Source organism: Parabacteroides sp. MSK.9.14 (genome assembly GCF_019041495.1).
GTDB lineage: Bacteria > Bacteroidota > Bacteroidia > Bacteroidales > Tannerellaceae > Parabacteroides > Parabacteroides merdae.
On sequence record NZ_JAHPXO010000008.1, the window covers coordinates 21,325 to 44,158 of the forward strand.

The 22,834-nt window shown below is 46.4% G+C and carries 18 protein-coding genes and 2 tRNA genes; 16 read left to right on the plus strand and 4 right to left on the minus strand.

Features of this window, described 5'->3' with window-relative positions:
• Window positions 1-134: 134 nt before the first annotated feature.
• Window positions 135-1,406, minus strand: coding sequence for a phosphoglycerate kinase (gene pgk, locus KTG12_RS06120; RefSeq protein WP_005642635.1), 1,272 nt, complete (start codon window positions 1,404-1,406; stop codon window positions 135-137).
• 262 nt (window positions 1,407-1,668) lie between these two features.
• Here pgk and KTG12_RS06125 point away from each other — a divergent pair, with 262 nt between their 5' ends.
• From KTG12_RS06125 to KTG12_RS06135, 3 genes are read left to right on the plus strand one after another with little or no spacing between them, the layout of a single operon-like run.
• The gene (locus tag KTG12_RS06125; protein ID WP_022322121.1) at window positions 1,669-2,814 is read left to right on the plus strand and encodes an NEW3 domain-containing protein; all 1,146 of its coding nucleotides are present in this window, start codon (window positions 1,669-1,671) and stop codon (window positions 2,812-2,814) included.
• 3 nt (window positions 2,815-2,817) lie between these two features.
• A complete protein-coding gene (locus tag KTG12_RS06130) occupies window positions 2,818-3,558 on the plus strand; it encodes an ABC transporter ATP-binding protein (RefSeq protein ID WP_005639058.1) in 741 nt (246 codons plus the stop codon).
• The gene (locus KTG12_RS06135; RefSeq protein WP_046452731.1) at window positions 3,551-4,507 is read left to right on the plus strand and encodes an ABC transporter permease; all 957 of its coding nucleotides are present in this window, start codon (window positions 3,551-3,553) and stop codon (window positions 4,505-4,507) included. Before KTG12_RS06130 ends, KTG12_RS06135 begins: the two co-directional genes overlap by 8 nt.
• A gap of 85 nt (window positions 4,508-4,592) precedes the next feature.
• On the opposite strand, the gene KTG12_RS06140 is transcribed toward KTG12_RS06135, so the two are convergent.
• Together KTG12_RS06140 and KTG12_RS06145 are read right to left on the minus strand one after the other, a co-directional pair.
• Window positions 4,593-5,060, minus strand: coding sequence for a hypothetical protein (locus KTG12_RS06140; RefSeq protein ID WP_005639062.1), 468 nt, complete (start codon window positions 5,058-5,060; stop codon window positions 4,593-4,595).
• Complete coding sequence (locus tag KTG12_RS06145) at window positions 5,039-6,130, minus strand: GNAT family N-acetyltransferase (RefSeq protein ID WP_055284450.1); 1,092 nt, start codon at window positions 6,128-6,130, stop codon at window positions 5,039-5,041. The genes KTG12_RS06140 and KTG12_RS06145 overlap by 22 nt, the downstream gene beginning before the upstream one ends.
• 320 nt (window positions 6,131-6,450) lie before the next feature.
• Here KTG12_RS06145 and KTG12_RS22260 point away from each other — a divergent pair, with 320 nt between their 5' ends.
• The 6 genes from KTG12_RS22260 (at window position 6,451) to KTG12_RS06175 (ending at window position 10,964) form a co-directional block, all read left to right on the plus strand.
• Window positions 6,451-6,720, plus strand: a complete 270-nt coding sequence (locus tag KTG12_RS22260; protein WP_082430205.1) for a hypothetical protein — start codon at window positions 6,451-6,453, stop codon at window positions 6,718-6,720.
• A gap of 113 nt (window positions 6,721-6,833) precedes the next feature.
• Entirely contained in the window at window positions 6,834-8,411 is a 1,578-nt protein-coding gene (locus KTG12_RS06155; protein WP_122116106.1) for a carboxylase, read from the plus strand.
• Window positions 8,412-8,514: 103 nt separating this feature from the next.
• Entirely contained in the window at window positions 8,515-10,158 is a 1,644-nt protein-coding gene (locus KTG12_RS06160; RefSeq protein ID WP_122204179.1) for a DUF6377 domain-containing protein, read from the plus strand.
• Window positions 10,159-10,340: 182 nt separating this feature from the next.
• Window positions 10,341-10,508 carry a hypothetical protein gene (locus tag KTG12_RS06165; protein ID WP_005639074.1) on the plus strand — a complete coding sequence of 56 codons (168 nt, stop codon included), beginning with the start codon at window positions 10,341-10,343 and terminating at the stop codon, window positions 10,506-10,508.
• Between the two features lie 209 nt (window positions 10,509-10,717).
• Window positions 10,718-10,802 (plus strand) — tRNA-Ser (locus KTG12_RS06170).
• Window positions 10,803-10,876: 74 nt separating this feature from the next.
• Window positions 10,877-10,964, plus strand: a tRNA-Ser gene (locus KTG12_RS06175).
• A gap of 197 nt (window positions 10,965-11,161) precedes the next feature.
• Here the strand turns inward: KTG12_RS06175 and KTG12_RS06180 are convergent.
• Window positions 11,162-11,350 (minus strand): hypothetical protein, encoded by a 189-nt coding sequence (locus KTG12_RS06180; RefSeq protein ID WP_172676521.1) that lies wholly within the window; start codon window positions 11,348-11,350, stop codon window positions 11,162-11,164.
• A 247-nt stretch (window positions 11,351-11,597) separates the two neighbouring features.
• Between KTG12_RS06180 and KTG12_RS06185 the strand changes: the two genes are divergently transcribed.
• The 7 genes from KTG12_RS06185 (at window position 11,598) to KTG12_RS06215 (ending at window position 22,816) form a co-directional block, all read left to right on the plus strand.
• Entirely contained in the window at window positions 11,598-12,761 is a 1,164-nt protein-coding gene (locus tag KTG12_RS06185; protein ID WP_005642646.1) for an efflux RND transporter periplasmic adaptor subunit, read from the plus strand.
• Between the two features lie 5 nt (window positions 12,762-12,766).
• A complete protein-coding gene (locus KTG12_RS06190; protein ID WP_005642648.1) occupies window positions 12,767-15,919 on the plus strand; it encodes an efflux RND transporter permease subunit in 3,153 nt (1,050 codons plus the stop codon).
• Window positions 15,897-17,342 (plus strand): TolC family protein, encoded by a 1,446-nt coding sequence (locus KTG12_RS06195; protein WP_022322114.1) that lies wholly within the window; start codon window positions 15,897-15,899, stop codon window positions 17,340-17,342. Before KTG12_RS06190 ends, KTG12_RS06195 begins: the two co-directional genes overlap by 23 nt.
• 125 nt (window positions 17,343-17,467) lie before the next feature.
• Entirely contained in the window at window positions 17,468-19,000 is a 1,533-nt protein-coding gene (locus tag KTG12_RS06200; RefSeq protein ID WP_008148451.1) for a carbon-nitrogen hydrolase family protein, read from the plus strand.
• A 168-nt stretch (window positions 19,001-19,168) separates the two neighbouring features.
• On the plus strand, window positions 19,169-21,280 hold the full coding sequence (locus KTG12_RS06205; protein WP_138272892.1) for a KamA family radical SAM protein: 2,112 nt from the start codon (window positions 19,169-19,171) through the stop codon (window positions 21,278-21,280).
• A gap of 42 nt (window positions 21,281-21,322) precedes the next feature.
• A complete protein-coding gene (locus tag KTG12_RS06210) occupies window positions 21,323-21,856 on the plus strand; it encodes a ferredoxin domain-containing protein (RefSeq protein WP_138272891.1) in 534 nt (177 codons plus the stop codon).
• Between the two features lie 3 nt (window positions 21,857-21,859).
• Complete coding sequence (locus tag KTG12_RS06215; protein ID WP_022321663.1) at window positions 21,860-22,816, plus strand: hypothetical protein; 957 nt, start codon at window positions 21,860-21,862, stop codon at window positions 22,814-22,816.
• Window positions 22,817-22,834 lie beyond the last annotated feature (18 nt).

Sequence of the window (22,834 nt, forward strand, 5' to 3'; positions counted from 1 at the left end):
AGGTACAAAATTGGATTGACAATTGATAATTGACAATTGACAATTCATGCAATTCAATACGTCGTTTTGATAAAAAGCAATAAAAAAGGCCACTCCGTGAGAAGTAGCCTTTTATTTATGGATAAGGATTATTCTTATTTGTATGCTTCGCCCTTAACGGCAGCGATGCCCGGAAGAACTTTGCCTTCGATGGCTTCCAGCAGAGCGCCACCACCTGTAGAAACGTAAGAAACGCCGCTTGCCAGGCCGAACTTGTTGACACAAGCTACAGAGTCGCCGCCACCAACTAATGAGAATGCACCGTTCTTGGTTGCTTCAACGATAGCTTCGCCAACTGCGCGGGAACCGTCTGTAAAGTTTTCGAATTCGAATACGCCGGTAGGACCGTTCCACAGGATCGTCTTGGAGTTCTTGATAACCTCGGCATAAAGAGCGATTGTCTTCGGACCGATATCAAGGCCTTCCCATCCGTCGGGAATTTCGTTTACGTCAGCATAAGCAGTCTTGGCATCGTTGCTGAAATCGTCAGCGATCTTAGCGTCGATGGCCAATACCAAGTTTACACCTTTTTCTTTTGCTTTCTTCATAAGATCGAGCGCCAGGTCCAGCTTATCATCTTCGCAGATTGATTTACCGATCTTGCCACCCATAGCCTTCGTGAAAGTGTAAGTCATACCGCCGGTGATGATCAGGTTGTCTACCTTGTTTAACAGGTTCTCGATGATTTCGATCTTGGAAGAAACTTTGGAACCACCCATGATTGCAGTAAACGGACGAGTGATGTCGTTCAATACCTTTTCAACAGCTTTTACTTCTTTTTCCATCAGGTAGCCGAACATCTTGTGGTCAGTGTCGAAGTAATCGGCGATCAATGCCGTAGAAGCGTGAGCGCGATGAGCTGTACCGAATGCGTCATTTACATAGCAGTCGGCATAAGATGCCAATCTCTTTGTAAATTCTTTCTGGCTTTCCTTAACGGCTTTCTTGGCTGCTTTCTTTTCTTCGTCTGTAGCATCTTCAGCCAAACCTCTCGGCTTGCCTTCTTCTTCTGCATAGAAACGAAGGTTTTCAAGCAACAATGCTTCGCCTGGTTGCAGGGCGGCAGCCTTGGCGCCGGCTTCTTCGCCGATACAATCGTTAGCAAACTGAACATCAACACCCAACAGTTCGGAAACGTGTTTCAGGATGTGTTTCAGTGAATATTTGTCAGTAACGCCTTTCGGACGTCCTAGGTGAGAACCGATAATTACACTGCCGCCGTCTGCCAAAATCTTTTTCAAAGTAGGAAGGGCGGCACGGATGCGAGTGTCGTCTGTGATGTTGAAGTTTTCGTCCAGAGGAACGTTGAAGTCAACTCTTACAAATGCCTTTTTGCCGGCAAAATTGAAATTGTCAATTGATTGCATAACTCTTATATTTAAGTTCTATATTAAAATATCACGCTTAGCGGACGCAAACTTACATAAAAATATTTTATTTCGTTGTTTCATATTCTATAATTATTGGCTTGAATGTAAAACTTCCTTACGCTTCGGTCAAAACATATGGGGAAGTGGGGAGCAGGGGCGTAATTTTTTTTTAATACTTTTAATAGACAGTAATAAAGAAGACTTCTATATTTGTCGCCAGCTATTGATAAACAATTTTGTACTAAAATTTTTTATAGTAATGCGAACGAATCATCTTAATCTATTACTTGTACTCGTACTTGTATTATTTCCGATGAGTACACGCGCATATGGCGCTGATGAATGTGTGATGTTGTATACTCCCTACACTAAGATTGCGGTTCCGCCGGGAGAGTCTATCAATTACAGTGTTGACGTCATTAATAATTGTGGCGAAGTGAAGAATGCCTCTATTTCCGTCTTAGGAATGCCGCGAGGTTGGAAGTATGAGATGAAAGCCGGAGGTTGGACAGTCGATCAGATATCCGTTCTGCCGGGTGAAAAGAAGAATTTCTCTTTCAAGGTGGATGTCCCGTTTAAAGTAAATAAAGGAACGTACCATTTTACGCTGACTGCCCCTGGCGTGGCGGAATTGCCGTTGACTGTGACTGTCTCCGAACAGGGAACTTATCAAACTGAATTTGTGACAAAGCAACCCAATATGCAAGGCAATTCGAAATCAACCTTCAATTTTAACACGACGTTGAAAAATCAGACAGCAGACCAGCAGCTATATGCATTGATGGCAGACGTTCCGAGAGGATGGAATGTCACTTTCCGGGTAGCGGGCAAGCAAGCCACTTCTGCACAAGTGGAAGCCAATGCGACGGAAAATATCAGTATCGATATTAATCCGGCGGCTAATGTGCAGGCGGGCACTTATAAGATTCCGGTCCGTGCGACAACTAGTTCGACCTCTGCCGATATCGAGTTGGAGGTGGTTGTCACTGGTTCCTATGATATCGAGCTGACGACTCCGAGGGGATTGTTGAGCGCGGAGATTACGGCAGGAGATATGAAACGTATTGATCTGCTCGTACGCAACAATGGGTCTGCCGAACTGAAAGATGTCCAGTTGACAGCCTCTAAGCCGGTTGACTGGGAAGTTACCTTTGAACCTTCTAAAATAGAGAAACTGACGGCCGGTGGCACGACGAATGTTACTGCGACGATAAAAGCATCCGGAAAGGCCCTTCCGGGCGATTATGTGACGAAGATGACGGCCAAGACGCCTGAAGTCAATACGACTGCGGAGTTCCGCATATCCGTTCATACTCCCATGGTTTACGGTTGGTTGGGGATTTTGATTATTATGCTCGTGTTGGGCGGTGTGTATTATCTGTTCCGTAAATATGGAAGGAGGTAAGTCATGTGCCAGTATGTGATCGAACTTACCGGTTTGACGAAAAAGTATGGAGACTTTACTGCCGTGAACGACTTGAACTTGCAGATTCGCAAAGGTGAGATATTCGGGTTGCTGGGGCCGAACGGGGCAGGGAAATCGACGACCATACTGATGATGCTGGGCCTGACCGAACCGACAACTGGTTCCGTAAAGGTATGTGATATCGACTCCACCACTCATCCGATAGAAGTGAAGCGCAAAGTAGGATATCTGCCGGAGGATGTGGGTTTCTATGAGGATATGACAGGAATCGAGAACCTTGTTTATACAGCCGCCCTTAATGGTATCCGGAGGAAAGAAGCGCGTGCGAAAGCAGAGCGGTTGCTTGATCGGATAGGATTGGTGAAGGAAGCGGATAAAAAGGCCGGTAAATATTCCAAAGGGATGCGTCAACGCCTTGGATTGGCCGATGTGCTGATAAAAAGCCCTGAAGTAATTATTCTGGATGAACCGACTTCCGGGATAGATCCGGCCGGTGTGCAGGAATTTATGGATCTGATCCGGCAGTTGAGCCGGGAAGAGGGATTGACCGTCCTGTTTTCTTCCCATCATCTGAACCAGGTCCAACAAGTTTGCGACCGGGTAGGATTGTTTGGAGGGGGAAAGTTGCTGGCGGAGGTCGAACTGACAGATTTGCATAAGACTGAGCATGGGCTTGACCATATCTATAATCAATATTTCGGGGGAGGACGCGGCCATGAGTAATACGAATCATCCTTTTTGGGTTATTGTCAATAAAGAAATCTCCGATTATGTGAGAAGCTGGCGTTTTATTATCCTGATCGCTATCATTGCACTGACATGTATGGGTTCGTTGTATACGGCTCTGACAAATATCCGTGAAGCGATAAAGCCGAATGATCCTGATGGAGCGTTTCTTTTTCTGAAACTGTTTACGGTTTCGGACGGGACGTTGCCTTCTTTTGCTGTGTTTATCAGTTTTTTAGGGCCATTGTTAGGAATTTCATTAGGGTTCGATGCCATTAATTCGGAACAAAATAAAGGGACGTTGAGCCGTATATTGTCTCAGCCGATTCACCGGGATTATCTGATTAATGCGAAGTTTGTGGCGGCTCTGGCTGTAATTGGCATCATGCTGTTCATGTTGGGATTCTTGGTTATGGGATTCGGACTGATTGCGATCGGAATCCCGCCAACGGCTGAAGAGTTTATGCGTGTCGTCTTCTTTCTGTTCGTAAGCCTCTTTTATGTGGCATTCTGGTTGAACTTGTCGATATTCTTTTCAATCCGTTTTAAACAAGCGGCGACTTCGGCATTGGCTTGTGTGGCGATCTGGTTGTTTTTCAGCGTGTTCTATAATATGATTATCAACCTTGTCGGAAAGGCATTGAGTCCTTCGGCTTGGGCTTCTGACTATCAGGTGATCGCTTACCAGCGGTTTATGTTGAATTTGCTGCGTTTTGCACCGAGTGAGTTGTTTAATGAAGCGACGATGACATTGCTGATGCCTTCCGTGAGGAGTTTGGGGCCGCTGACGATGGAGCAGGTGCATGGCGCGATTCCAAGCCCGTTGCCTTTTGGCCAGAGCCTTTTGGTCGTTTGGCCGCAACTGACCGGATTGATTGCTGCGACAGTTGTATGTTTTGCTTTGTCGTATGTCTCTTTTATGAGGAAAGAAGTACGGTCAAGGTAAATAATATGCCAATTCGTAAAATGTGCCGATGAATAGGAAACTCCTGTTGATCGGCACATTTTACGAATTGGCATATTCTCATTATTTATCGTTCTGTTAATTTGAAACGCAGGCGTAGCCGTCCGTCGGTGTAATCGTATGTGAGCATTTTGAAATGTCCGATTTCTGACGTGTTATTGACATGTGCTCCGATACACGCGCAAGTGTCATAGTCTCCGATGCGGACAATGCGCAATGTCTCGCTTGCGTCTTCCGGCAACTTGCTGAGATCGACGATCTTTCCGGCTTCCGCTTTCGGCACAAATTCGATTGTAACCGGCAGATGCCGGTCGATCACCTCATTTATCCGACGTTCTACTTCTTCCATCATTTCGGCGGTCGGTTCTTCCTGCAATTCGTAGTCGCATTTGCTCTTTTTCCGTTCTATGTGCGCATTCTTTGAACGGGGACAACCGAACATGCGAACCATTGTCTGGTTCAATATATGTTCAGCCGTATGCATAGGAGGATATTCCTGTTTGTTGTGCTCGTTTAATTGGATTTCCTGTTCCATTGTTCTATTTCCTTCTTTAATATACTATATACATTAACATTCACGTATTCACCGGAAGTCAGCAATTCGCCTTCCCGTTCCGTACCTTCCAGTGTGAATCCCAATCGCTTCGGGACAGCGTTGCTCGGAATGTTGCCGACGGCGCACCGGATTTGGATGCGGTTCATGTTCCGTTCGCGCACGGCCCATTGGCAGAGATAACGGACGGTATTCGTGACGATCCCTTTTCCCCGATAGGCGGGAAGCAGCCAGTAGCCTATTTCCGTTCGCCGGTTAGGGGCATCGGAGAAGTGGAACCCGGCCAGCCCGCAAATAGCTTCTCCTTGTTCCAAAATGTAGACCGGATCGCGCTGTTCGTAAGGGACAGCCAATACGGATTGCAGGAATCCTTGTTCATCTGCAACACTCTTGAGCCCGTCGACAAAAGGCAGCCAGATGCGCAGATCTTCCCGGTTTTTATCAATCGCTTCGAAAATCAGGGTTGCATCTTCAAAAGTTGCTTCCCGAATCGTATAATCGGAAATGCCTATCGGGTGGGAGTAAGGGCGGATTGTCTTTTCGAAAGCTTTCCTTGCACTGTTGTTCCGGTAATACACTTCGCCACAGTATTTGAATCCCAACGTGTCGATCAGGCGAAGCATATAAGCATTGTCATATTTCGTATCTACGCGGAAATTGTAGACACCTTTCTTTCGGCTTACTTCTTCCGCTTGCAACATAAACTGTTTTGCCATGCCCTGCCGTTTCATCTCGTCGGCAATGGCCAGGCGGTGGACGATGACATAAGGCAGATCGTTCGACCATTTGCCTTCTATATCTTTATAGACAGGTTCACCATCGAATGAAATGACTCCGTATGCAACAACCCGGTCTTCCCGGCAAATGACGTATCCGTTTCCGTCTTGTATGTCTTGACGGATATGTTCGATTGCAGGGTAGTTCTCGTCCCATTGTTGACTTCCAAGGCGTTGCATTTGGGCTTTTGCTTGTCCGATGATTTGCCAGATTCGTTCGATATCTGTCTCTTCTGCTTTTCGGAATATGTCAGATGGTATACTTGAGATTGCCATTTGTCTTTTGATTTTATTGTAATGAATCCTCAAAGATAGTTTTTATTTTATTATTCCAAATAGAGGCAATCAGTCCTTGTCTTTAGCACGGGCATTTCTATATAAAGTCTTTAGCAAAACAACTATCATACTATCATAATTGAGTTTATGTGCTTGTAAAACAGTATGTTATTCTATGATAGTTCTTGGTTTTTAACTATCATTCATCTATCATAACTATCATGGGTAAAAAGTAATAAGGCATTATATATCAATGTTTTATCAAATGAAGGATATGTTCTGAAGCTGATACAAAATAGATTAAAGAGGCTCGTTTTTTCATGAAGACAAGCTACTTTTTATCTAAAAACAACTTGAAAAGTTTCTTCAGACCCGGGTGGAAGGGCATGGGAGATCCGGGTGTGGAGGAGGTGGAGACCCGGATCTTCGTGAAACCGGAACGGGGATGTGGAGCTGTTTATCTGCCTTGTTTGAGGAGATTTTATGCACTGTTTCTGATTATAATCCAGTGGATTACCTTGTGTATCCTCCCATGGCATGATCGCTTCCTTCTTTATTGGAAAGAGAATGTTAAAAAGATAAGTCGGTAAGGTCGTTTTCATAAACATTTGCTATTCTTAACCTGGTAATTCCAATCAAAACAGTTTAATTTTTGTTATAAAGATAGATTTAAGTCTAAAACGGTCTAAACAAATTATTAGGTATGATACGAAAACTTTTGATTCGGGATCTGACTCTCCGGGATGGTCAGCAATCTGCTTTTGCAACGCGAATGTCACAAAAACAGATAGACAAAGTGCTTCCTTTTTATAGGGAAGCCGGTTTTTATGCGATGGAAATATGGGGTGGTGCCGTGCCCGATTCTATCATGCGATATTTGGGAGAAGATCCCTGGGAGCGGTTGGAGAAAATAAAAGCTTCGGTAGGGAATACCTCTAAGTTGACGGCCCTTTCACGCGGACGTAACTTGTTTGGTTACAATCCTTATCCCGATAAGATTATTAAAGGCTTCTGTCGCAATTCTATAGAATCCGGATTGGATATCATGCGCATATTTGATGCGCTGAATGATGTGGAGAATATAAAATCGACAGTCAAATATGTAAAACGCTTCGGAGGAATGGCTGATTGTGCCGTCTGTTACACGATTGATCCGTATCACTCGGCTGTTGAAAGAATTGTCGCAGCTTTACACGGGCATCCGTTGCATAAGCCTGTTTTTACAAATGAATACTTCTTGGATAAAGCGCTTCAAATGGAGGCTTTGGGAGCCGATATGATCACGATTAAGGATATGAGTGGCCTGATTCCACCGGGAAGAAGCGCTGAAATAGTACGTTTGTTCAAAAAACATCTCAAAGTTCCGGTAGATTTTCATACTCATTGTACGCCAGGATATGGTCTGGCTTCGGTTTTGGCCGCTATTGTCAACGGGGTGGATGTTGTCGATACCAATATCTGGTATTTCGCTGGTGGAACGGCTGCTCCGGCAATCGAACTGGTGTACGTGTTCTGTAAGAAAATGGGGATCGAGCTGGATATCAATATGGAGGCGATCGCGAAAATCAATGCTCATCTGTTGGATATCCGCAAAGAGTTGTCTGTTTTCGATATGGCAAAACAACTACCTAAGCCATTTAACCCTTTGACAGACAGAATACCGACTGAGATCGACCGTTTTTTTAACGATGCGATCGACGCAGCCCGGAAAGACAAAGAGGAAGATTTGCTTATCTTCTGCCGTGCCATAGAAGAATATTTTGGTTTCCCTGAACCGAATGAACTGGTGAAGAAGGCACAGATACCGGGAGGAATGTATACGAATATGGTAGCTCAGTTGAAGCAATTAGGACAGTTGGACTTGTTGGAAAAAGCAATGTCGTTGATCCCCCAGGTGCGTATGGATGCAGGTTTGCCGCCTTTGGTAACGCCGACAAGCCAGATCATCGGGGCTCAAGCAGTATCGTGCGCGTTGGATCAACTGAAAGGACGTCCGATGTACAGTAATCCGTCCAACCAATTCGTCGCTCTGGTAAAAGGAGAGTATGGAAAGACGCCGGTTCCGATTGACCCGGAATTTCGTTTGAAGATTACGGGTTCGCGGGATGAGGTCCCCTATGATCCTTCCGATTATGAAATGCAGGAGAATCCCGTAATAGAAGAAGTTGGTGTCCAATTGGCTGAGAACGAAAAAGATGTCTTGCTTCTGGAGCTTTTCCCGATGATGGCGCATAATTTCCTGGCGAAGAAGAAGCAGAAACAAGTGCATGTTGCCACATGATATCAGATTGTTTTTATGTATTTAAGAGCTTTTCCCCGGCTATTCGTCCGGAGGAAAGCTTTTTTGTTTTACATTTGTCTGCCGGAAATAAGCTGGAGTCGAAATGGGAAAGAGGTACAGGATAATTCTGTTTTTGTTTTTTACTGCAAATATGGTTTTTGCGGAAAGTAACCTCGACTCTTTATTAGTCAATTTGGATCAAACGATTCTCCAGCATGAGATTTATAAAGACAGGAGAGAAGCCCGGATCCGTGAATTGAAAGGAAAAGCAACCAAGACAGCTCCGAACTCTATTGCCGCTTATCAGCTCAACGATAGCATTTATCGGGAATATAAATCTTATATGTGCGATTCGGCTGTCCTCTATCTGACCAAAAATATCAGGATCGCCCGTAATTTGCGTGATCAGGAGCGGGAGTACAAAAGTAAATTGCTGTTAGCCTCCCTGCATGCTGCAACTGGCATGTACCAAGAAGCGATCGATGTATTGGAGGAAGTCCGCCGTGAAGATTTGCCAGCTTCTCTTACCCGTGATTATTACGCCTGTAAAGAACAGGTATACAGGGAGATCTCCGGTAATTCCCGTGATCCGCAAAGTATACGCCGCTATGAAGATAAATCTTTCGTCTATCGGGATTCTTTAGCGATGATGTTGCCGGAAGATGCCGGCAAGCGGGTTGAGTTGCAGGAACTGGCTTTGAGGGCTGACGGATGTACTGATGAAGCCCTTCGGATCAATGATACACGTTTGGCAAAAATTCCGTTCGGAACTCCTGAATATGCACTTACTTCTTATCAGCGTGCGATGATCTACCGCCAGAAAAAAGATCGGGAAAAAGAAAAGTATTATTTGGCCCTTTCTTCCTTGTCAGATATTCAGTCGGCTATCACAGATCATGCTTCCTTGTGGATGTTGGCTGATTTATTGCTTAAAGATGGCGATATCGAGCGTGCTTATCATTATATCCGTTTTTCTTGGGATGAGACGAACCGGTTTCGTGCCCGCTCAAGAAGTTGGCAGAGTGCGGATATCCTTTCGTTGATCGATAAGAACTACCAGGCTACGATAGAAGGGAAGAACCGGATACTGGTCACATATCTGACGCTGATCAGTGTACTTACCTTGTTATTGATCTCTGCCATCGTCTATATATATCGGCAGATGAAGCGACTGGCGGAGGCCCGCAATCATTTGCAGGAGACAAACGAGCAGTTGAAGGTGCTGAACGGCGAATTGTATCAGATGAACGATCGTTTGCAGTCCGCCAACCTCGAACTGTCTGAATCCAACCGGATCAAGGAGGAATATATCGGGCGTTTCATGAGTCTGTGTTCTTCTTATATCGATAAACTCGACGGTTATCGCCGTATGGTTTATAAAATGGTTTCTTCCGGACAGATCGGGGAACTGGTTAAAGTTACCCGATCGTCAAAGGGTTTGGAGGCGGAGCTGAATGCACTTTATAAGAATTTTGATACTGCATTTCTCCATCTGTTCCCGAATTTTGTGACACAATTTAATTCACTTTTGCTTGAAGATGAGCAGGTGGTACTGAAAAGGGACGAGTTGCTGAATACGGAACTTCGTATTTTTGCGTTGATCCGTTTGGGGATAAACGACAGTTCTCAGATAGCCGAATTCCTTCGCTATTCGGTGAATACCATCTATAATTATCGGGCAAAAGTAAAGAACAAGGCATGCGTTTCCAGAGATGATTTCGAGAATTTAGTCCGGGAAATTCATTAATCCTTTTATATTTGATCCACTTTTTTAGTAATATAAAAGATTTGTATCTTGTTGTTAAATAGATGTTTGAGTGTTTTGTCTGTCCACTTATTTATTCACCGTCTCCTTTAGCTTTCCTTTTCTTCTTAATTTTGAATCACACATTTCAGGTCAGCAGATTATTCATTAAAAAAGTAATACGCATGGAAAAGAACATAGGGGAGTATCTTTCCCGCAAAAGTACGGAAGTGATTGCTATAGTGGCTTGTATCGGTTTGATCATAACTATTATTCTGGCTGCCGGGTCAATCAGGACTGAGCAGGAGAAGGCTCATATGGTCTTGCATTCAAGCTGTCTGCAAACGAAATAGGCAGATGCTTGTTTTCTAAAAAGAGTGTTTTAATTTCTCTATATATAATTTATATCCGGTTCCTGTGCATAGTAGTAGGAATCGGATTTTTTTATGTGTCTGAGAATCAGAAATGGAGGAATGAAATACGAAAAAAATAAAAAGAAATGAAATGAAAAACTTGCATAATTCAAATAAACCATCTACTTTTGCACCCGTCTTAGAGACAAGGAGAGATGGCAGAGTGGTCGATTGCGGCGGTCTTGAAAACCGTTGAACTGAGAGGTTCCGGGGGTTCGAATCCCTCTTTCTCCGCTGAAAGCAGCAAAAGCTGCTTTTTACGTTTTATGGAGGCAGGTTGCTTCTTGATATACATAATCAACCGAAAAGGAGAGATGCTCGAGTGGTTGAAGAGGCACGCCTGGAAAGCGTGTAAACCCCTAAAGGGTTTCGCGGGTTCGAATCCCGCTTTCTCCGCAAAGTCCTGATGATTTATTATCGTCGGGACTTTTTCTTTATGGGATTAATTAACGGTATTTTGAAATAAGATATGGATTCTTTATCTTTGCAAAAAGTTTTTTAGGGAAGGAATGTTAGTAACTACCGTGGATAAAAAGATAAAGTTTTACCAGCGTGTGATTTTGATGATCATGTTGGTCTTTATGCCGTTTTATTCAGTTGGCAGCGATTTCTTTCTGGAAGGTTTCCCAAGTTCTTCCATCGAGGTGGTAGAGAATGGAGTGCATGATGTACTTGATTTTGACGATAATGCCTCGTTGCGTACTGTCCGGCAGGAACAGATTCAAATCCAACAGTTTGTTGCAGACTTTATAGCCGACTGGCTGACTATAATAAATGTGCATGAGCTGATTCATTCTCTTGAATTGCAGCAATGTGCATTCTTACCTATATTTTATCAACTTCATAAAACCCAGAGTTTTGTCTGGTTTTGTTCCTATCTGATTTAGGTCTTATCCGATTCTTTTTATTTTTCAGAGCGTGTATGGGTATGTTGTGCCGGTATGCGGAAGGCTTTGTCGTATCCCTGATATTGCACGCTTTATCATGTTTATAATTATAACCTAAAAATAAACTAATCAGAAACGATTTATGACGAGAAGATTATTTTTTAACTATTTACCTTTTTTGTTTTTAATAGCCAGCTTTTTTACCTCTTGTAACCGGAGTCATGAAAAAAAATCCGGAAGTAAAAACAATACGCTGGTGGTGAAGCTGGTAGCTACGAGTATCGAAGTGGCCCAATCGTATGTGGCTGATGTTCAGGCTGTCCAGTTTGTGGAGGTTAAACCGAAAGTGGAAGGGTTCGTTGAAGATGTCTTGGTTGACGAAGGAGAGCACGTGAAGAAGGGACAGGTCTTGTTCAAGCTTTCCTCTGCCGAACTGTATGAAGAGGTCAAAGAGGCGCAGGCCAATTATAAGCAAGTGCAGGCCGAGTTGAAAATGGCGGAAGTCGAAGCGGACCGTGTAAAGCGCTTGGTGGAAAAGGACATCATTTCGCCGATCCGCTTGGAACAGGCATTGGCGGAAGCCGATGTCGCCCGTTTGCGGGTACAGCAGGCCAAATCGCGTTTGCTTCGTGCGGAAACGAATTATTCATATACGACCATCACGTCTCCTTTTGAAGGGTATGTGGACCGTATACCGTTTAAGGTCGGTAGCTTGGTCACGCCGTCCAGCTTGTTGACCTCCCTGACGGATGTTTCGGAAATGTTTGCCTATTTCAAGATCAACGAGAAAGAATATCTTGAATATAAACGTACGCAGTTGAGCGGAGTGGAGCAACCGGAGTATAATAACTTGGAATTGATCCTGTCGGATCAGACAACCTATCCGTACAAAGGAACGGTCGAAACCGTAGAAGGTGATTTTGAACGTGGTACGGGTTCCATTGCTTTTCGTGCGCGTTTTGCCAATCCGGACCGCCTGTTGCGACATGGTGTTTCGGGTAAAATCCGTATGCTGACAGAAATGGAAGACGTGATACTGGTCCCGCAACGTTCGACATTCGAGATTCAGGATTTTACTTACGTGTATACTGTTGATGAAGAAGGCAAAGTGAGTGTCCGCAGTTTCGAACCACTCTCTCGTCACGGTGCCTATTATGTAACGAAAGACCTGCCTGACAATACGCTGATCGTTTATGAAGGAGTCCAGCAAGTGAGTGACGGGATGGTTATTACGCCTGAGATTGTGGATGCCGAAACGGTCCGTAAACAATTGGAATTGTCTGATGAAGTCGAAAATAATAAGTAAGCCGTATGTTTGAAATATTCATCAGACGCCCGATTCTGTCCGGTGTCATTTCTGTTGTGATTGTTTTTCTGGGTTTGCTGGCTATTACCTCTTTGCCGATTACCCAGTTTCCCGATATTGTTCCGCCTTCCGTTACGGTGACGGCCCGTTATACGGGAGCCAATGCCGATGTGATGGCTAAAACTGTGGCGACTCCCTTGGAACGTGCTATCAATGGTGTGCCCGGAATGACCTATATGACGACCGTTTGTACGAATGACGGTATGTCGCTGACGACGATCTATTTTAAGGTAGGAACCGATCCGGATGTCGCCTCCGTGAATGTGCAGAACCGTGTGACGACAGTCCTCGATGAACTTCCCGAAGAAGTGATCCGTGCCGGTGTGATTACCGAGAAAGAAGTAAACAGTATGTTGATGTATCTGAACATCATGAGCACGGACAGTTCGCATACCGAGAAGTTTGTGTACAATTTTGCCGATATCAATATCCTGCGTGAGCTGAAGCGAATCGACGGTGTCGGTTTTGTCGAGATCATGGGAAGCCGCGATTATGCGATGCGCGTGTGGCTGAACCCCAACCGGCTGGCAGCCTATAATATGTCACCGCAGGAGGTGACTGCCGCTATCCGTTCGCAAAATATCGAAGCTGCTCCTGGGAAGACAGGTATCAGTTCGGATAAGATTCCGCAGCAGTTGCAATATGTATTGCAATATAGCGGGAAATTCAGCACTCCCGAAGAATATGGCGAGATCGTGTTGAAGGCTTTGCCGGACGGTTCGGTTCTCCGGTTGAAGGATGTGGCGACGATTGAGTTCGATTCGGAAGACTATAATATGATTTCCATGACCGACGGCAAGCCTTCCGCCTCTATCATGATCAAGCAGCGTCCGGGTTCGAATGCCCGTGAGGTGATTCAGAATATCAAAGCCAAGATGGAGGAAATCAAGGAAAGCAGTTTTGCCCCCGGAATGGATTATAATATATCGTACGATGTTTCGCGATTTCTGGATGCTTCGATTTCGGTTGTGCTCCGGACGTTGTTGGAAGCCTTTTTGCTGGTGTTTATCGTGGTATATTTGTTCCTGCAGGATTTCCGTTCGACGTTGATTCCGGCGATAGCCGTTCCTGTTTCGCTTGTCGGGACTTTCTTTTTTATGCAGATGTTGGGTTTCTCCATCAATATGCTGACACTGTTCGCACTGGTGCTGGCAATCGGTATCGTGGTCGATAATGCCATTGTCGTGGTGGAGGCGGTACATGTGAAGATGCACAACGAAAAACTTCCACCGGCAAAAGCCACCGAAGCCGCCATTCGTGAAATCGGCGGGGCGATTATTGCCATTACCCTGGTGATGTCTGCCGTGTTCGTCCCGGTAGGCTTTATGTCCGGTACGGTCGGTATTTTCTACCGTCAGTTTTCGTTGACGCTGGCAGTGGCGATTGTCATTTCGGGCGTGAATGCCTTGACGCTGTCTCCCGCACTCTGCGCCTTGATGCTGAAGCCTGTCTCGCATGACAAAAAGGTGAAGAAAAGTTTGTTGGCGCGTTTCTTCGACGGATTCAATAAGCGCTACGATCATCTGGAACGCCGTTATAAGATCAATCTGCGTTTGTTCCTGAACAGGCGTTTCCTGACCTATGCGTCGTTGATTATTTTCTGTCTGGCAACATGGGGTATGACGTTTGTGTTGCCTTCGGGTTTTATCCCTAATGAAGACCAGGGAATGATCTATGTGAATGTCGATGCGCCTCCCGGAGCGACTCTCGAACGTTCGGAAGCTGCTTTGAGCAAAGTGCAGGCCGCTCTGTTGCCGTTGGAAGAAGTGGAAACGGTTTCCACATTGGCAGGCTACAGCTTGATGACGGAAACGGAAGGAGCCAGTTTTGGCATGGGGATGATCAACTTGAAGCCTTGGAACGAACGCGAGCAGACGGCCGAGGAACTGATGCGCGTCTATGCTGACCGCGTGTCGCATATCAAGGATGCGGATATCCAGTTCTTCCTTCCACCGACGGTTCCCGGTTTCGGTAATGCCAGCGGTTTCGAACTTCGTTTGCAGGATAAGACTGCCGGGACATTTGCCGAGTTGGACGAAGTGGCCAAATCGTTTGTGGCCAAGCTGAATGCCGATCCTCGTTTGTCGGGTGTCACATCCGGTTTCAATCCGAACTTCCCGCAATATCTGTTGCGGGTCGATCTGGCCAAAGCGGCAAAACTGGGAATTGATGTGAACGAGTCGATGGAAACTTTGCAATCCTATGTCGGGAGTTTCTATTCTTCCAACTTCGTCCGTTTCGGGCAAATGTACAAGGTGATGTTGCAGGCTGCTCCCGAATATCGTATGAATCCGGAGGATCTGTTCGGTTTGTATGCTAAAAATAAAGAGGGGAACATGGTTCCGTATTCCAACTTCATGACAATGGAGCGCGTGTATGGTCCGAGTCAGATTACCCGTTATAACCTGTTTACTTCGGCCATGATTACCGGTGAACAAGCACCGGGAGTCAGCTCGGGGGAAGCCTTGGAAGCCGTAGAGGAGATTGCTGCCGAAGTGTTGCCGAGAGGCTACGATATAGAATGGTCCGGCGTTGCCCGTGAGGAGAAAGAATCCGGTGGACAATCCTTGGTTATTTTCGCGATCTGTCTGGTCTTTGTCTATCTTCTTCTGGCGGCCCAGTATGAAAGCCTTTTGCTGCCGCTTCCGGTTATCCTCTCGCTTCCGGCAGGTGTGTTCGGATCATTCCTTTTACTATATGTGGTGGGACTGGAGAATAATATTTATGCTCAGGTGGCACTCGTGATGCTGATCGGCCTCTTAGGTAAGAATGCGATCCTGATTATCGAGGTGGCGAACCAGTGCCGCAAGGAAGGCGTCAGCATTATGGGAGCGGCCATCCAAGGGGCAACCAGCCGTTTGCGTCCGATTCTGATGACTTCTTTTGCTTTTATCAGCGGTTTGATCCCGTTGGCGGTAGCCAGTGGCGCTGGTGCTTTGGGCAATCGTTCCATCGGGACGGCGGCGGCCGGAGGTATGCTGATCGGTACGTTCGTGGGGATCTTCCTGATACCGGGGCTTTATGTGATATTTGAATCGTTGGCAACTTACTTAAAGGAAAAGAAACAAAAAGCAAATGAAGAAGAATATGAGTTTTAAGATAATTGCTACAGTTGGCTTGTGGGCGGCGATCGGCCTTACAGCTTGCAAGGCTCCGCAGCTCTCTCCGGATGGGGAACGTGCCGTACTGCCAGAAGGAGATGGGCATACCTATGACACTGCATTTGTAAAGCCGTTGGAGTGGAATGTGTTTTTCCAGGATTCCATCTTACAAGGATATGTGGAGGTCGCCTTGCAGAATAACTATTCGTTCAAGCAAAGCATGGAACGGGTGACAATGAGCCGGGCCAACCTGCAACGGGCAAAAGGCTTGCTATTGCCTGAAGTTGGCCTCGGCATCGGGACTTCGGTCAACCGTTTCGGCGAATATACGATGGACGGAGTGGGGAATAGCGAGACTAATGTTCCTTCCTTGGCGAAAGACAAACATATCCCGGACCCTTACCGTGATTTCGGACTTTTCCTGAATTTCCAGTGGGAAGCGGATATATGGGGGAAGCTGACACGTAAGAAACAGGCGGCTGTAGCTCGTTGGATGGCTTCGGTTGAGGCAACCCGTTTTGCGCAGTCGGTTCTGATATCCGAATTGGCTGTCCACTATTATGAACTGATCGGTTTGGATAAGCGTCGGGATGTCTTGGAAGAAGCCCATATCAGTTCCAAACGTTCGTATGAGCTAACTCGCCAGCTGAAGAAGGAGGGGGCCGAGACGCAGTTGGCTGTCGACCAGTTTCATGCCCGTATGCTACTGATAGAAAGCAAACTGTTGGAAAATGATCAATTGATCGGGGAGAAAGAGCGTGCGATAGCCTGCCTGTTAGGTGTCTTTCCGTTTGAAATCAGGCGTATGAGTTTTGAAGAGCTGCGTCAGATCCCTTTCCCGCTATCAGACGGTGTTCCGGCGAACATGCTGACCTTACGTCCCGACGTACGGGCCGCCGAGATGGAATTGCTGGCTTCAAAGGCGGATGTAATGGCGGCTAAAGCAGCCTTCTATCCTTCGTTGGTGTTGGGTGCGGGAGGTGGCTTCAATAGCTTTGATCTTGGCAAATGGTTCACAGCGCCTGCTTCGCTGGTTTACGATTTGGCAGCAGGAATTACTGCACCAGTCTTCCAGCGGAACCAGATTCGTTCGATGTGGAACGAGGCGCGTGCTTCGCAACGGATTGCCTTGTCGCAATATCACGAAACGGCCTTGAAGGCCTATACGGAAGTATTGGATTTGTATTGTGCCGGTCTAAACCAAGTGGAGCGTGTCCGCCTGAAAGAAGTGGAGACCGTAGCTCACCAACGTTCGGTCACCAATGCCAATGAACTTTTCAAATTGAATTATGTCGGCTTCCTCGAAGTGCTCTCTGCCAATGAACGTTATCTGGATAGCGAATTGGAACGTATCGACATCATCACCGATCTTTGCCGGAAAAAGATCCTTCTCTACCGGGCGTTGGGCGGTGGTTGCTAAAGCTTTTAGACGAAAAGACGGATGTAGAAGGTTTGCATCCGTCTTTTTGGTTATCATGGAATTTTTGTTTCATCCAGATGAAACTTTTTATACTTTTGCATCGTTCTTAAAAATTGAAATGAGAAATGGAACATGCTCCTAAGATTAACAAAGTAGAGGTCCGTACTTTGCAGATGGCGGACTACCGACAATTATCTCAATCTTTTACAAGAGTTTATTCAGACGGCTCGGATGTGTTTTGGACACGTGAGCAAATCAAGAAGTTAATCACTATTTTCCCGGAAGGGCAGGTGGTTACGGTCGTGGATGATAAGATCGTGGGGTGCGCCTTGTCTATCATCGTCGATTACGACAAGGTAAAGAACGACCATACTTACGCCTTTGTTACTGGAAACGAAACCTTTAATACGCATAATCCAAAAGGCAATATCCTGTATGGAATAGAGGTCTTTATCCATCCCGATTACCGGGGCCTGCGTTTGGCACGGCGTATGTATGATTATCGGAAGGAATTGTGTGAAAGCCTGAACTTGAAAGCGATTATGTTCGGCGGACGTATCCCGAATTATCATAAATATGCGGATACGATGCGCCCGAAGGAATATATTGATAAGGTCCGTAAAAGAGAAATTTATGATCCGGTGCTGACTTTTCAAATATCGAATGATTTCCATGTTCGTAAAGTGATGACGAATTATTTGCCGAACGATGAGGAATCCAAACATTATGCAACCCTGCTGCAATGGGACAATATCTATTACCAGCCGACTCCGGAAATCGTTTCGACCAAGACGACCGTCCGCGTCGGTCTTGTCCAGTGGCAGATGCGACCTTACAAGGGGCTCGATGACGTGTTCGAACAGGTGGAATTTTTCGTGGATGCCGTATCTGACTATAAGAGTGACTTCATCCTTTTCCCCGAATACTTCAATGCCCCTCTGATGGCTAAGTTCAACCACATGAGCGAGTCGGAGGCGATCCGCGAGCTGGCGAAATATACGGACGAGATGCTGAACCGCTTCATCAACTTGGCGATCAGCTACAACATCAATATCATTACCGGGAGCATGCCGTTGATCAAAGACGACGGGTTGTACAACGTCGGTTTCCTTTGTCGCCGCGACGGTAGTTATGAGACGTACGAGAAAGTGCATATCACGCCCGATGAAGCGAAGAGCTGGGGACTTTCCGGCGGTAAGATGGTGCAGACTTTCGAAACGGACTGTGCCAAGATCGGTGTCCTGATCTGCTACGATGTCGAATTTCCGGAACTGTCGCGTATCATGGCGGACCAGGGGATGCAGATTCTGTTTGTGCCCTTCCTTACCGATACGCAGAACGCCTATTCGCGTGTCCGTGTTTGTGCGCAGGCACGTGCGATCGAAAACGAATGCTTTGTCGTCATAGCCGGTAGTGTCGGTAACTTGCCCCGTGTCCATAACATGGATATCCAGTATGCGCAGTCCGGTGTCTTCACCCCGTGTGATTTTGCTTTCCCGACAGACGGGAAAAGGGCGGAGGCGACCCCGAATACGGAAATGATCTTGGTGTCGGATGTGGATCTCGATTTGCTGAACGAATTGCATACGTACGGAAGTGTCCGTAACTTGAAAGATCGCCGGCACGACCTGTATGAAGTGAAGATGAAGCGGAAGTAGCAGAAAGGTGGCGAATAGGTTCCTTGTTTTGTCATTTTGTTGTGATTCGCAAGACTTTTAAGATGTTTTATAAGTAGCACGCTTTTGATGATGGGAGAAAAATGTTATATTTGTAGACAAATGACTTCAAAATAACATTCAATAACCCTTCCTAAAAAGTATTTGCTTATGATTAAAAGAAGATTACTATCGTACGACATTCCGCAATTGACAAAAGTATTTAAAAAAGATTTTCCCCAACTGGTAACGATGGCGGAAGAGAGTGAGAGCGCAGCGCTTTTTAAAGAAGCCTTGCGCTCTTTTGTTTTTTCCCGCATCGACAAGACGGTTGGCGGGAGCAATATGGGAAATGCCGTGGCGAAGCGTATTCTTCTGTTGATCGAACATGACGGTATGATGGTCTTCGAGCTTTCGACAGGTGAGGAGATGCCGGTACGGACGATTACCTGCCTGTGGCAGTTCCTGGCCGGGAAGCTGGAGGAAGATGTTTCGCCGGACTTCTTTATCGACCTGTACTGGCAATTCGAATTGCTGGAGAAGCCGGAGGAAATCGTTCCGGACCGTTCGCTTGTCAAACGGCAGATGAACCGTTGGCCGACCGGGCTGGACGAGGAGGTGATGGCGATCCGTTACTCCAACAAGGAGCGGATCATTGCCGGGTTGATACGTAAGATCGAACGGCGTCATGCCCCGACCTCTCGGTTCCAGTTTACGGAAGGGATGAGCTATGCCGAGAAATACGTCAAAGTGCAGGAATGGTGGAATATCGGCCGTTTCCATCTTGCGATGGCTTTCAAAAGCCCGACGGAACTGAACTATTTCCTTGGCGGTTCCCTGTCGGCTGGAACGATGGACCTGTTGGCACGTGCTCGTAAGAAAGGCATGCCGTTTTTTGTGACTCCTTATTACCTTTCCCTGCTGAACACGAATACAAGCGGATATGACGACGCTGCCATCCGCTCTTATATCCTTTATTCGGAAGAACTGGTCGATACATATGGCCGGATCAAGGCGTGGGAGAAAGAAGACATAGTCGTGGCCGGACAGCCAAATGCTGCAGGATGGTTGTTGCCGGAAGGACACAACATACACCGCCGGTATCCGGAGGTGGCGATCCTGATCCCCGATTCGATGGGGCGTGCCTGTGGCGGGCTGTGCGCTTCCTGCCAGCGGATGTATGATTTCCAGAGCGAGCGCTTGAATTTTGATTTCGAATCTTTGAAACCAAAGGAAACATGGGATAAGAAACTGCGTCGGTTGATGCGCTATTTTGAAGAGGATGCGCAGCTTAGGGATATCTTGATTACTGGAGGCGACGCGTTGATGAGTCAGAACGCGACGCTCCGCAACATACTTGATGCCGTCTATAAGATGGCAGTCCGGAAACGAAAAGCCAACGAGAGTCGTCCCGAAGGGGAGAAGTACGCTGAGTTACAACGGGTCCGCTTGGGCTCTCGCCTGCTTGCCTACTTGCCTCTCAGAATCACGGACGAACTAGTCGGTATCTTGAGGAGTTTCAAAGATAAAGCCTCACGTGTCGGTGTTACGCAGTTTATTATCCAGACACATTTTCAATCCCCGTTGGAGGTCACGCCGGAAGCAAAAAAGGCGATCGAGGCGATTCTCTCCGCCGGTTGGATCATCACCAACCAGTTGGTCTACACCGTTGCCGCTTCTCGGCGTGGACATACGGCAAAACTTCGTCAGACGTTGAATGCGATGGGAGTGGTGTGCTATTACACTTTTTCGGTTAAGGGTTTTCACGAAAACTATGCCGTGTTCGCTCCTAATAGCCGTTCTTTACAGGAACAGCAAGAAGAGAAAGTTTTCGGCCTTATCCCCAAAGAGAAGCAGAAGGAACTGTATCGGCTGATCCGCTATGAGCGACCCTTAGGAAAGAAATTGTCCGGTTTTTTGAAAGAGAACCGTCTTCTTTTTGCTGCCACCGACCGCAGTGTGTTGAATCTTCCAGCCATCGGCAAAAGCATGACTTTTCAGATGGTCGGTTTGACAACAGAGGGAAAGCGTATCCTGAAATTCGACCACGACACCGGACGCCGTCACAGTCCGATTATCGATCGGATGGGAGAAGTCTACATTGTCGAGAACAAGTCCGTCGCCGCCTACCTGCGCCAATTACAGGATATGGGTGAAGATGTGCGGGAGTATATTAGTATTTGGAATTATTCCGAGGGGAGGACTGAACCTCGTTTCAGTATTTACGAATACCCCGACTATCCATTTGATGTTACAGAAAAGATGACAAATCTTGAGCTATAAAACGAGTAATTATTATCTTTGTTCGTGCTAAACCAATATAAAATGATACAGAACGAAAGAGAAATACGACACGAGTATGTGTTACAGGCTGTTCGTCAGATGATGACAGCCGCTCGGACAGCTCCGAAAGGGAAAGGCATCGATATTATTGAAGTGGCGATGGTGACGGATGAAGATATCAAACGCCTTTCCGAAGAGCTTGTCATCATGTCCGGCGAAACCGGTTTAAAATTCTTTTTGCGTGATGCTGACAATATTCTTCAGGCTGAAGCTATCATGATTGCTGGTACACGCCAGCAGGTTCAGGGTTTGAATTGCGCGCACTGCGGGTTTCCGACTTGTGTGGAGAAGCCGAAAACCGTCCCTTGTGCGATTAATTCGGTGGACTTGGGCATTGCGGTCGGTTCGGCTTGTGCCACGGCGTCGGATTTGCGCCTGGATACGCGTGTGATGTTCAGTGCCGGTATGGCTGCACAGCGTTTGGGAATGTTGGGCGACTGCAAATGTGTGATGGCGATTCCGGTAAGCGCGTCCTCGAAAAACCCGTTCTTCGATCGAAAAACCAAAACAGAGTAAGTCATGATAAAGTTTGATAACAAACTCGAACTGCGGTACTACTTCAATGATAAGTCAAACTACATGGATGCCATGATCAAACATCGTTCAGAAAAGGAGGTACTCTCGCTTGTTCGGACGTTAGCAGACATGTTGGATATCAAAATGACTGTCTATTGCGAGTCTTTTGCCCAACAGGAGGGCTTTCGCGAAATCTGGTCGGTGGCAGGTGAAAACAGCCGTCTGATCTCTGTTCTTCTTAACTTGTTCATGCAGGTATGGACGCGTCCGTCCCTTTTGGTCGGTGGACAACCGGTTGTGGACCGTTCGGTGACCGACGAGGAAAAGATGCAGCGCGAAATTGCCTTATTGCGTAGTAATTTGAGAAAAAAAATGCCCGGTATTACCGTGACGCGCGAGTTGGTGGAACTGCTCAGCGCATCGCCGCGTTTTTGTAAATGCAAATCGAACTTTTACGAAGCTGTACGCGGTTATCCGAAGGTGACAAAGTTCACTTTACGCGAACTGAACGAAAATAACCGCAGCCGTTCGGGATCGTTGGAGGTCAAACGCGAACAGTTTGACTATTACATCCTCCGTTCTGACGAATTGCCTCCTGTTAAAGACAACAAAGCAACGATAGAAATCATCTCACCTGTGCTGAAAGATGCCCGTTACCGTTGGAAAGGCATCTACAACAAGGGCGGCGAGACAATCGACTTTTACATGTGCGACGAAGATTTCAAGAAAGATATGTTCGATGAAAAGATTGCCTTCAAGAGCGGTATGTGTATAGATTGTGTGCTAGAGATACAACGGAAGATGAGTGAACTAGGTGAAGTGGTTAACATCAGCTACACGGTCGAGACGGTGATCCGTACCCGCTTCGATAAGATGGAAATCATTACGCCGCAAGGGAAACGCCACCTCAGGAAGCTCGAAGCTGAGAAAAAGCAGTTGACGCTTGATCTTTTCGGATAATAAACCGTCTTTTCGTCC

What these genes read in the sequence shown, in the direction of transcription:
- pgk (WP_005642635.1), bottom strand. Translation starts at nt 1,406, where the DNA reads ATGCAATCAATTGACAATTTCAATTTTGCCGGCAAAAAGGCATTTGTA.
- KTG12_RS06125 (WP_022322121.1), top strand. Translation starts at nt 1,669, where the DNA reads ATGCGAACGAATCATCTTAATCTATTACTTGTACTCGTACTTGTATTA.
- KTG12_RS06130 (WP_005639058.1), top strand. Translation starts at nt 2,818, where the DNA reads ATGTGCCAGTATGTGATCGAACTTACCGGTTTGACGAAAAAGTATGGA.
- KTG12_RS06135 (WP_046452731.1), top strand. Translation starts at nt 3,551, where the DNA reads ATGAGTAATACGAATCATCCTTTTTGGGTTATTGTCAATAAAGAAATC.
- KTG12_RS06140 (WP_005639062.1), bottom strand. Translation starts at nt 5,060, where the DNA reads ATGGAACAGGAAATCCAATTAAACGAGCACAACAAACAGGAATATCCT.
- KTG12_RS06145 (WP_055284450.1), bottom strand. Translation starts at nt 6,130, where the DNA reads ATGGCAATCTCAAGTATACCATCTGACATATTCCGAAAAGCAGAAGAG.
- KTG12_RS22260 (WP_082430205.1), top strand. Translation starts at nt 6,451, where the DNA reads ATGAAGACAAGCTACTTTTTATCTAAAAACAACTTGAAAAGTTTCTTC.
- KTG12_RS06155 (WP_122116106.1), top strand. Translation starts at nt 6,834, where the DNA reads ATGATACGAAAACTTTTGATTCGGGATCTGACTCTCCGGGATGGTCAG.
- KTG12_RS06160 (WP_122204179.1), top strand. Translation starts at nt 8,515, where the DNA reads ATGGGAAAGAGGTACAGGATAATTCTGTTTTTGTTTTTTACTGCAAAT.
- KTG12_RS06165 (WP_005639074.1), top strand. Translation starts at nt 10,341, where the DNA reads ATGGAAAAGAACATAGGGGAGTATCTTTCCCGCAAAAGTACGGAAGTG.
- KTG12_RS06180 (WP_172676521.1), bottom strand. Translation starts at nt 11,350, where the DNA reads ATGCACATTTATTATAGTCAGCCAGTCGGCTATAAAGTCTGCAACAAA.
- KTG12_RS06185 (WP_005642646.1), top strand. Translation starts at nt 11,598, where the DNA reads ATGACGAGAAGATTATTTTTTAACTATTTACCTTTTTTGTTTTTAATA.
- KTG12_RS06190 (WP_005642648.1), top strand. Translation starts at nt 12,767, where the DNA reads ATGTTTGAAATATTCATCAGACGCCCGATTCTGTCCGGTGTCATTTCT.
- KTG12_RS06195 (WP_022322114.1), top strand. Translation starts at nt 15,897, where the DNA reads ATGAAGAAGAATATGAGTTTTAAGATAATTGCTACAGTTGGCTTGTGG.
- KTG12_RS06200 (WP_008148451.1), top strand. Translation starts at nt 17,468, where the DNA reads ATGGAACATGCTCCTAAGATTAACAAAGTAGAGGTCCGTACTTTGCAG.
- KTG12_RS06205 (WP_138272892.1), top strand. Translation starts at nt 19,169, where the DNA reads ATGATTAAAAGAAGATTACTATCGTACGACATTCCGCAATTGACAAAA.
- KTG12_RS06210 (WP_138272891.1), top strand. Translation starts at nt 21,323, where the DNA reads ATGATACAGAACGAAAGAGAAATACGACACGAGTATGTGTTACAGGCT.
- KTG12_RS06215 (WP_022321663.1), top strand. Translation starts at nt 21,860, where the DNA reads ATGATAAAGTTTGATAACAAACTCGAACTGCGGTACTACTTCAATGAT.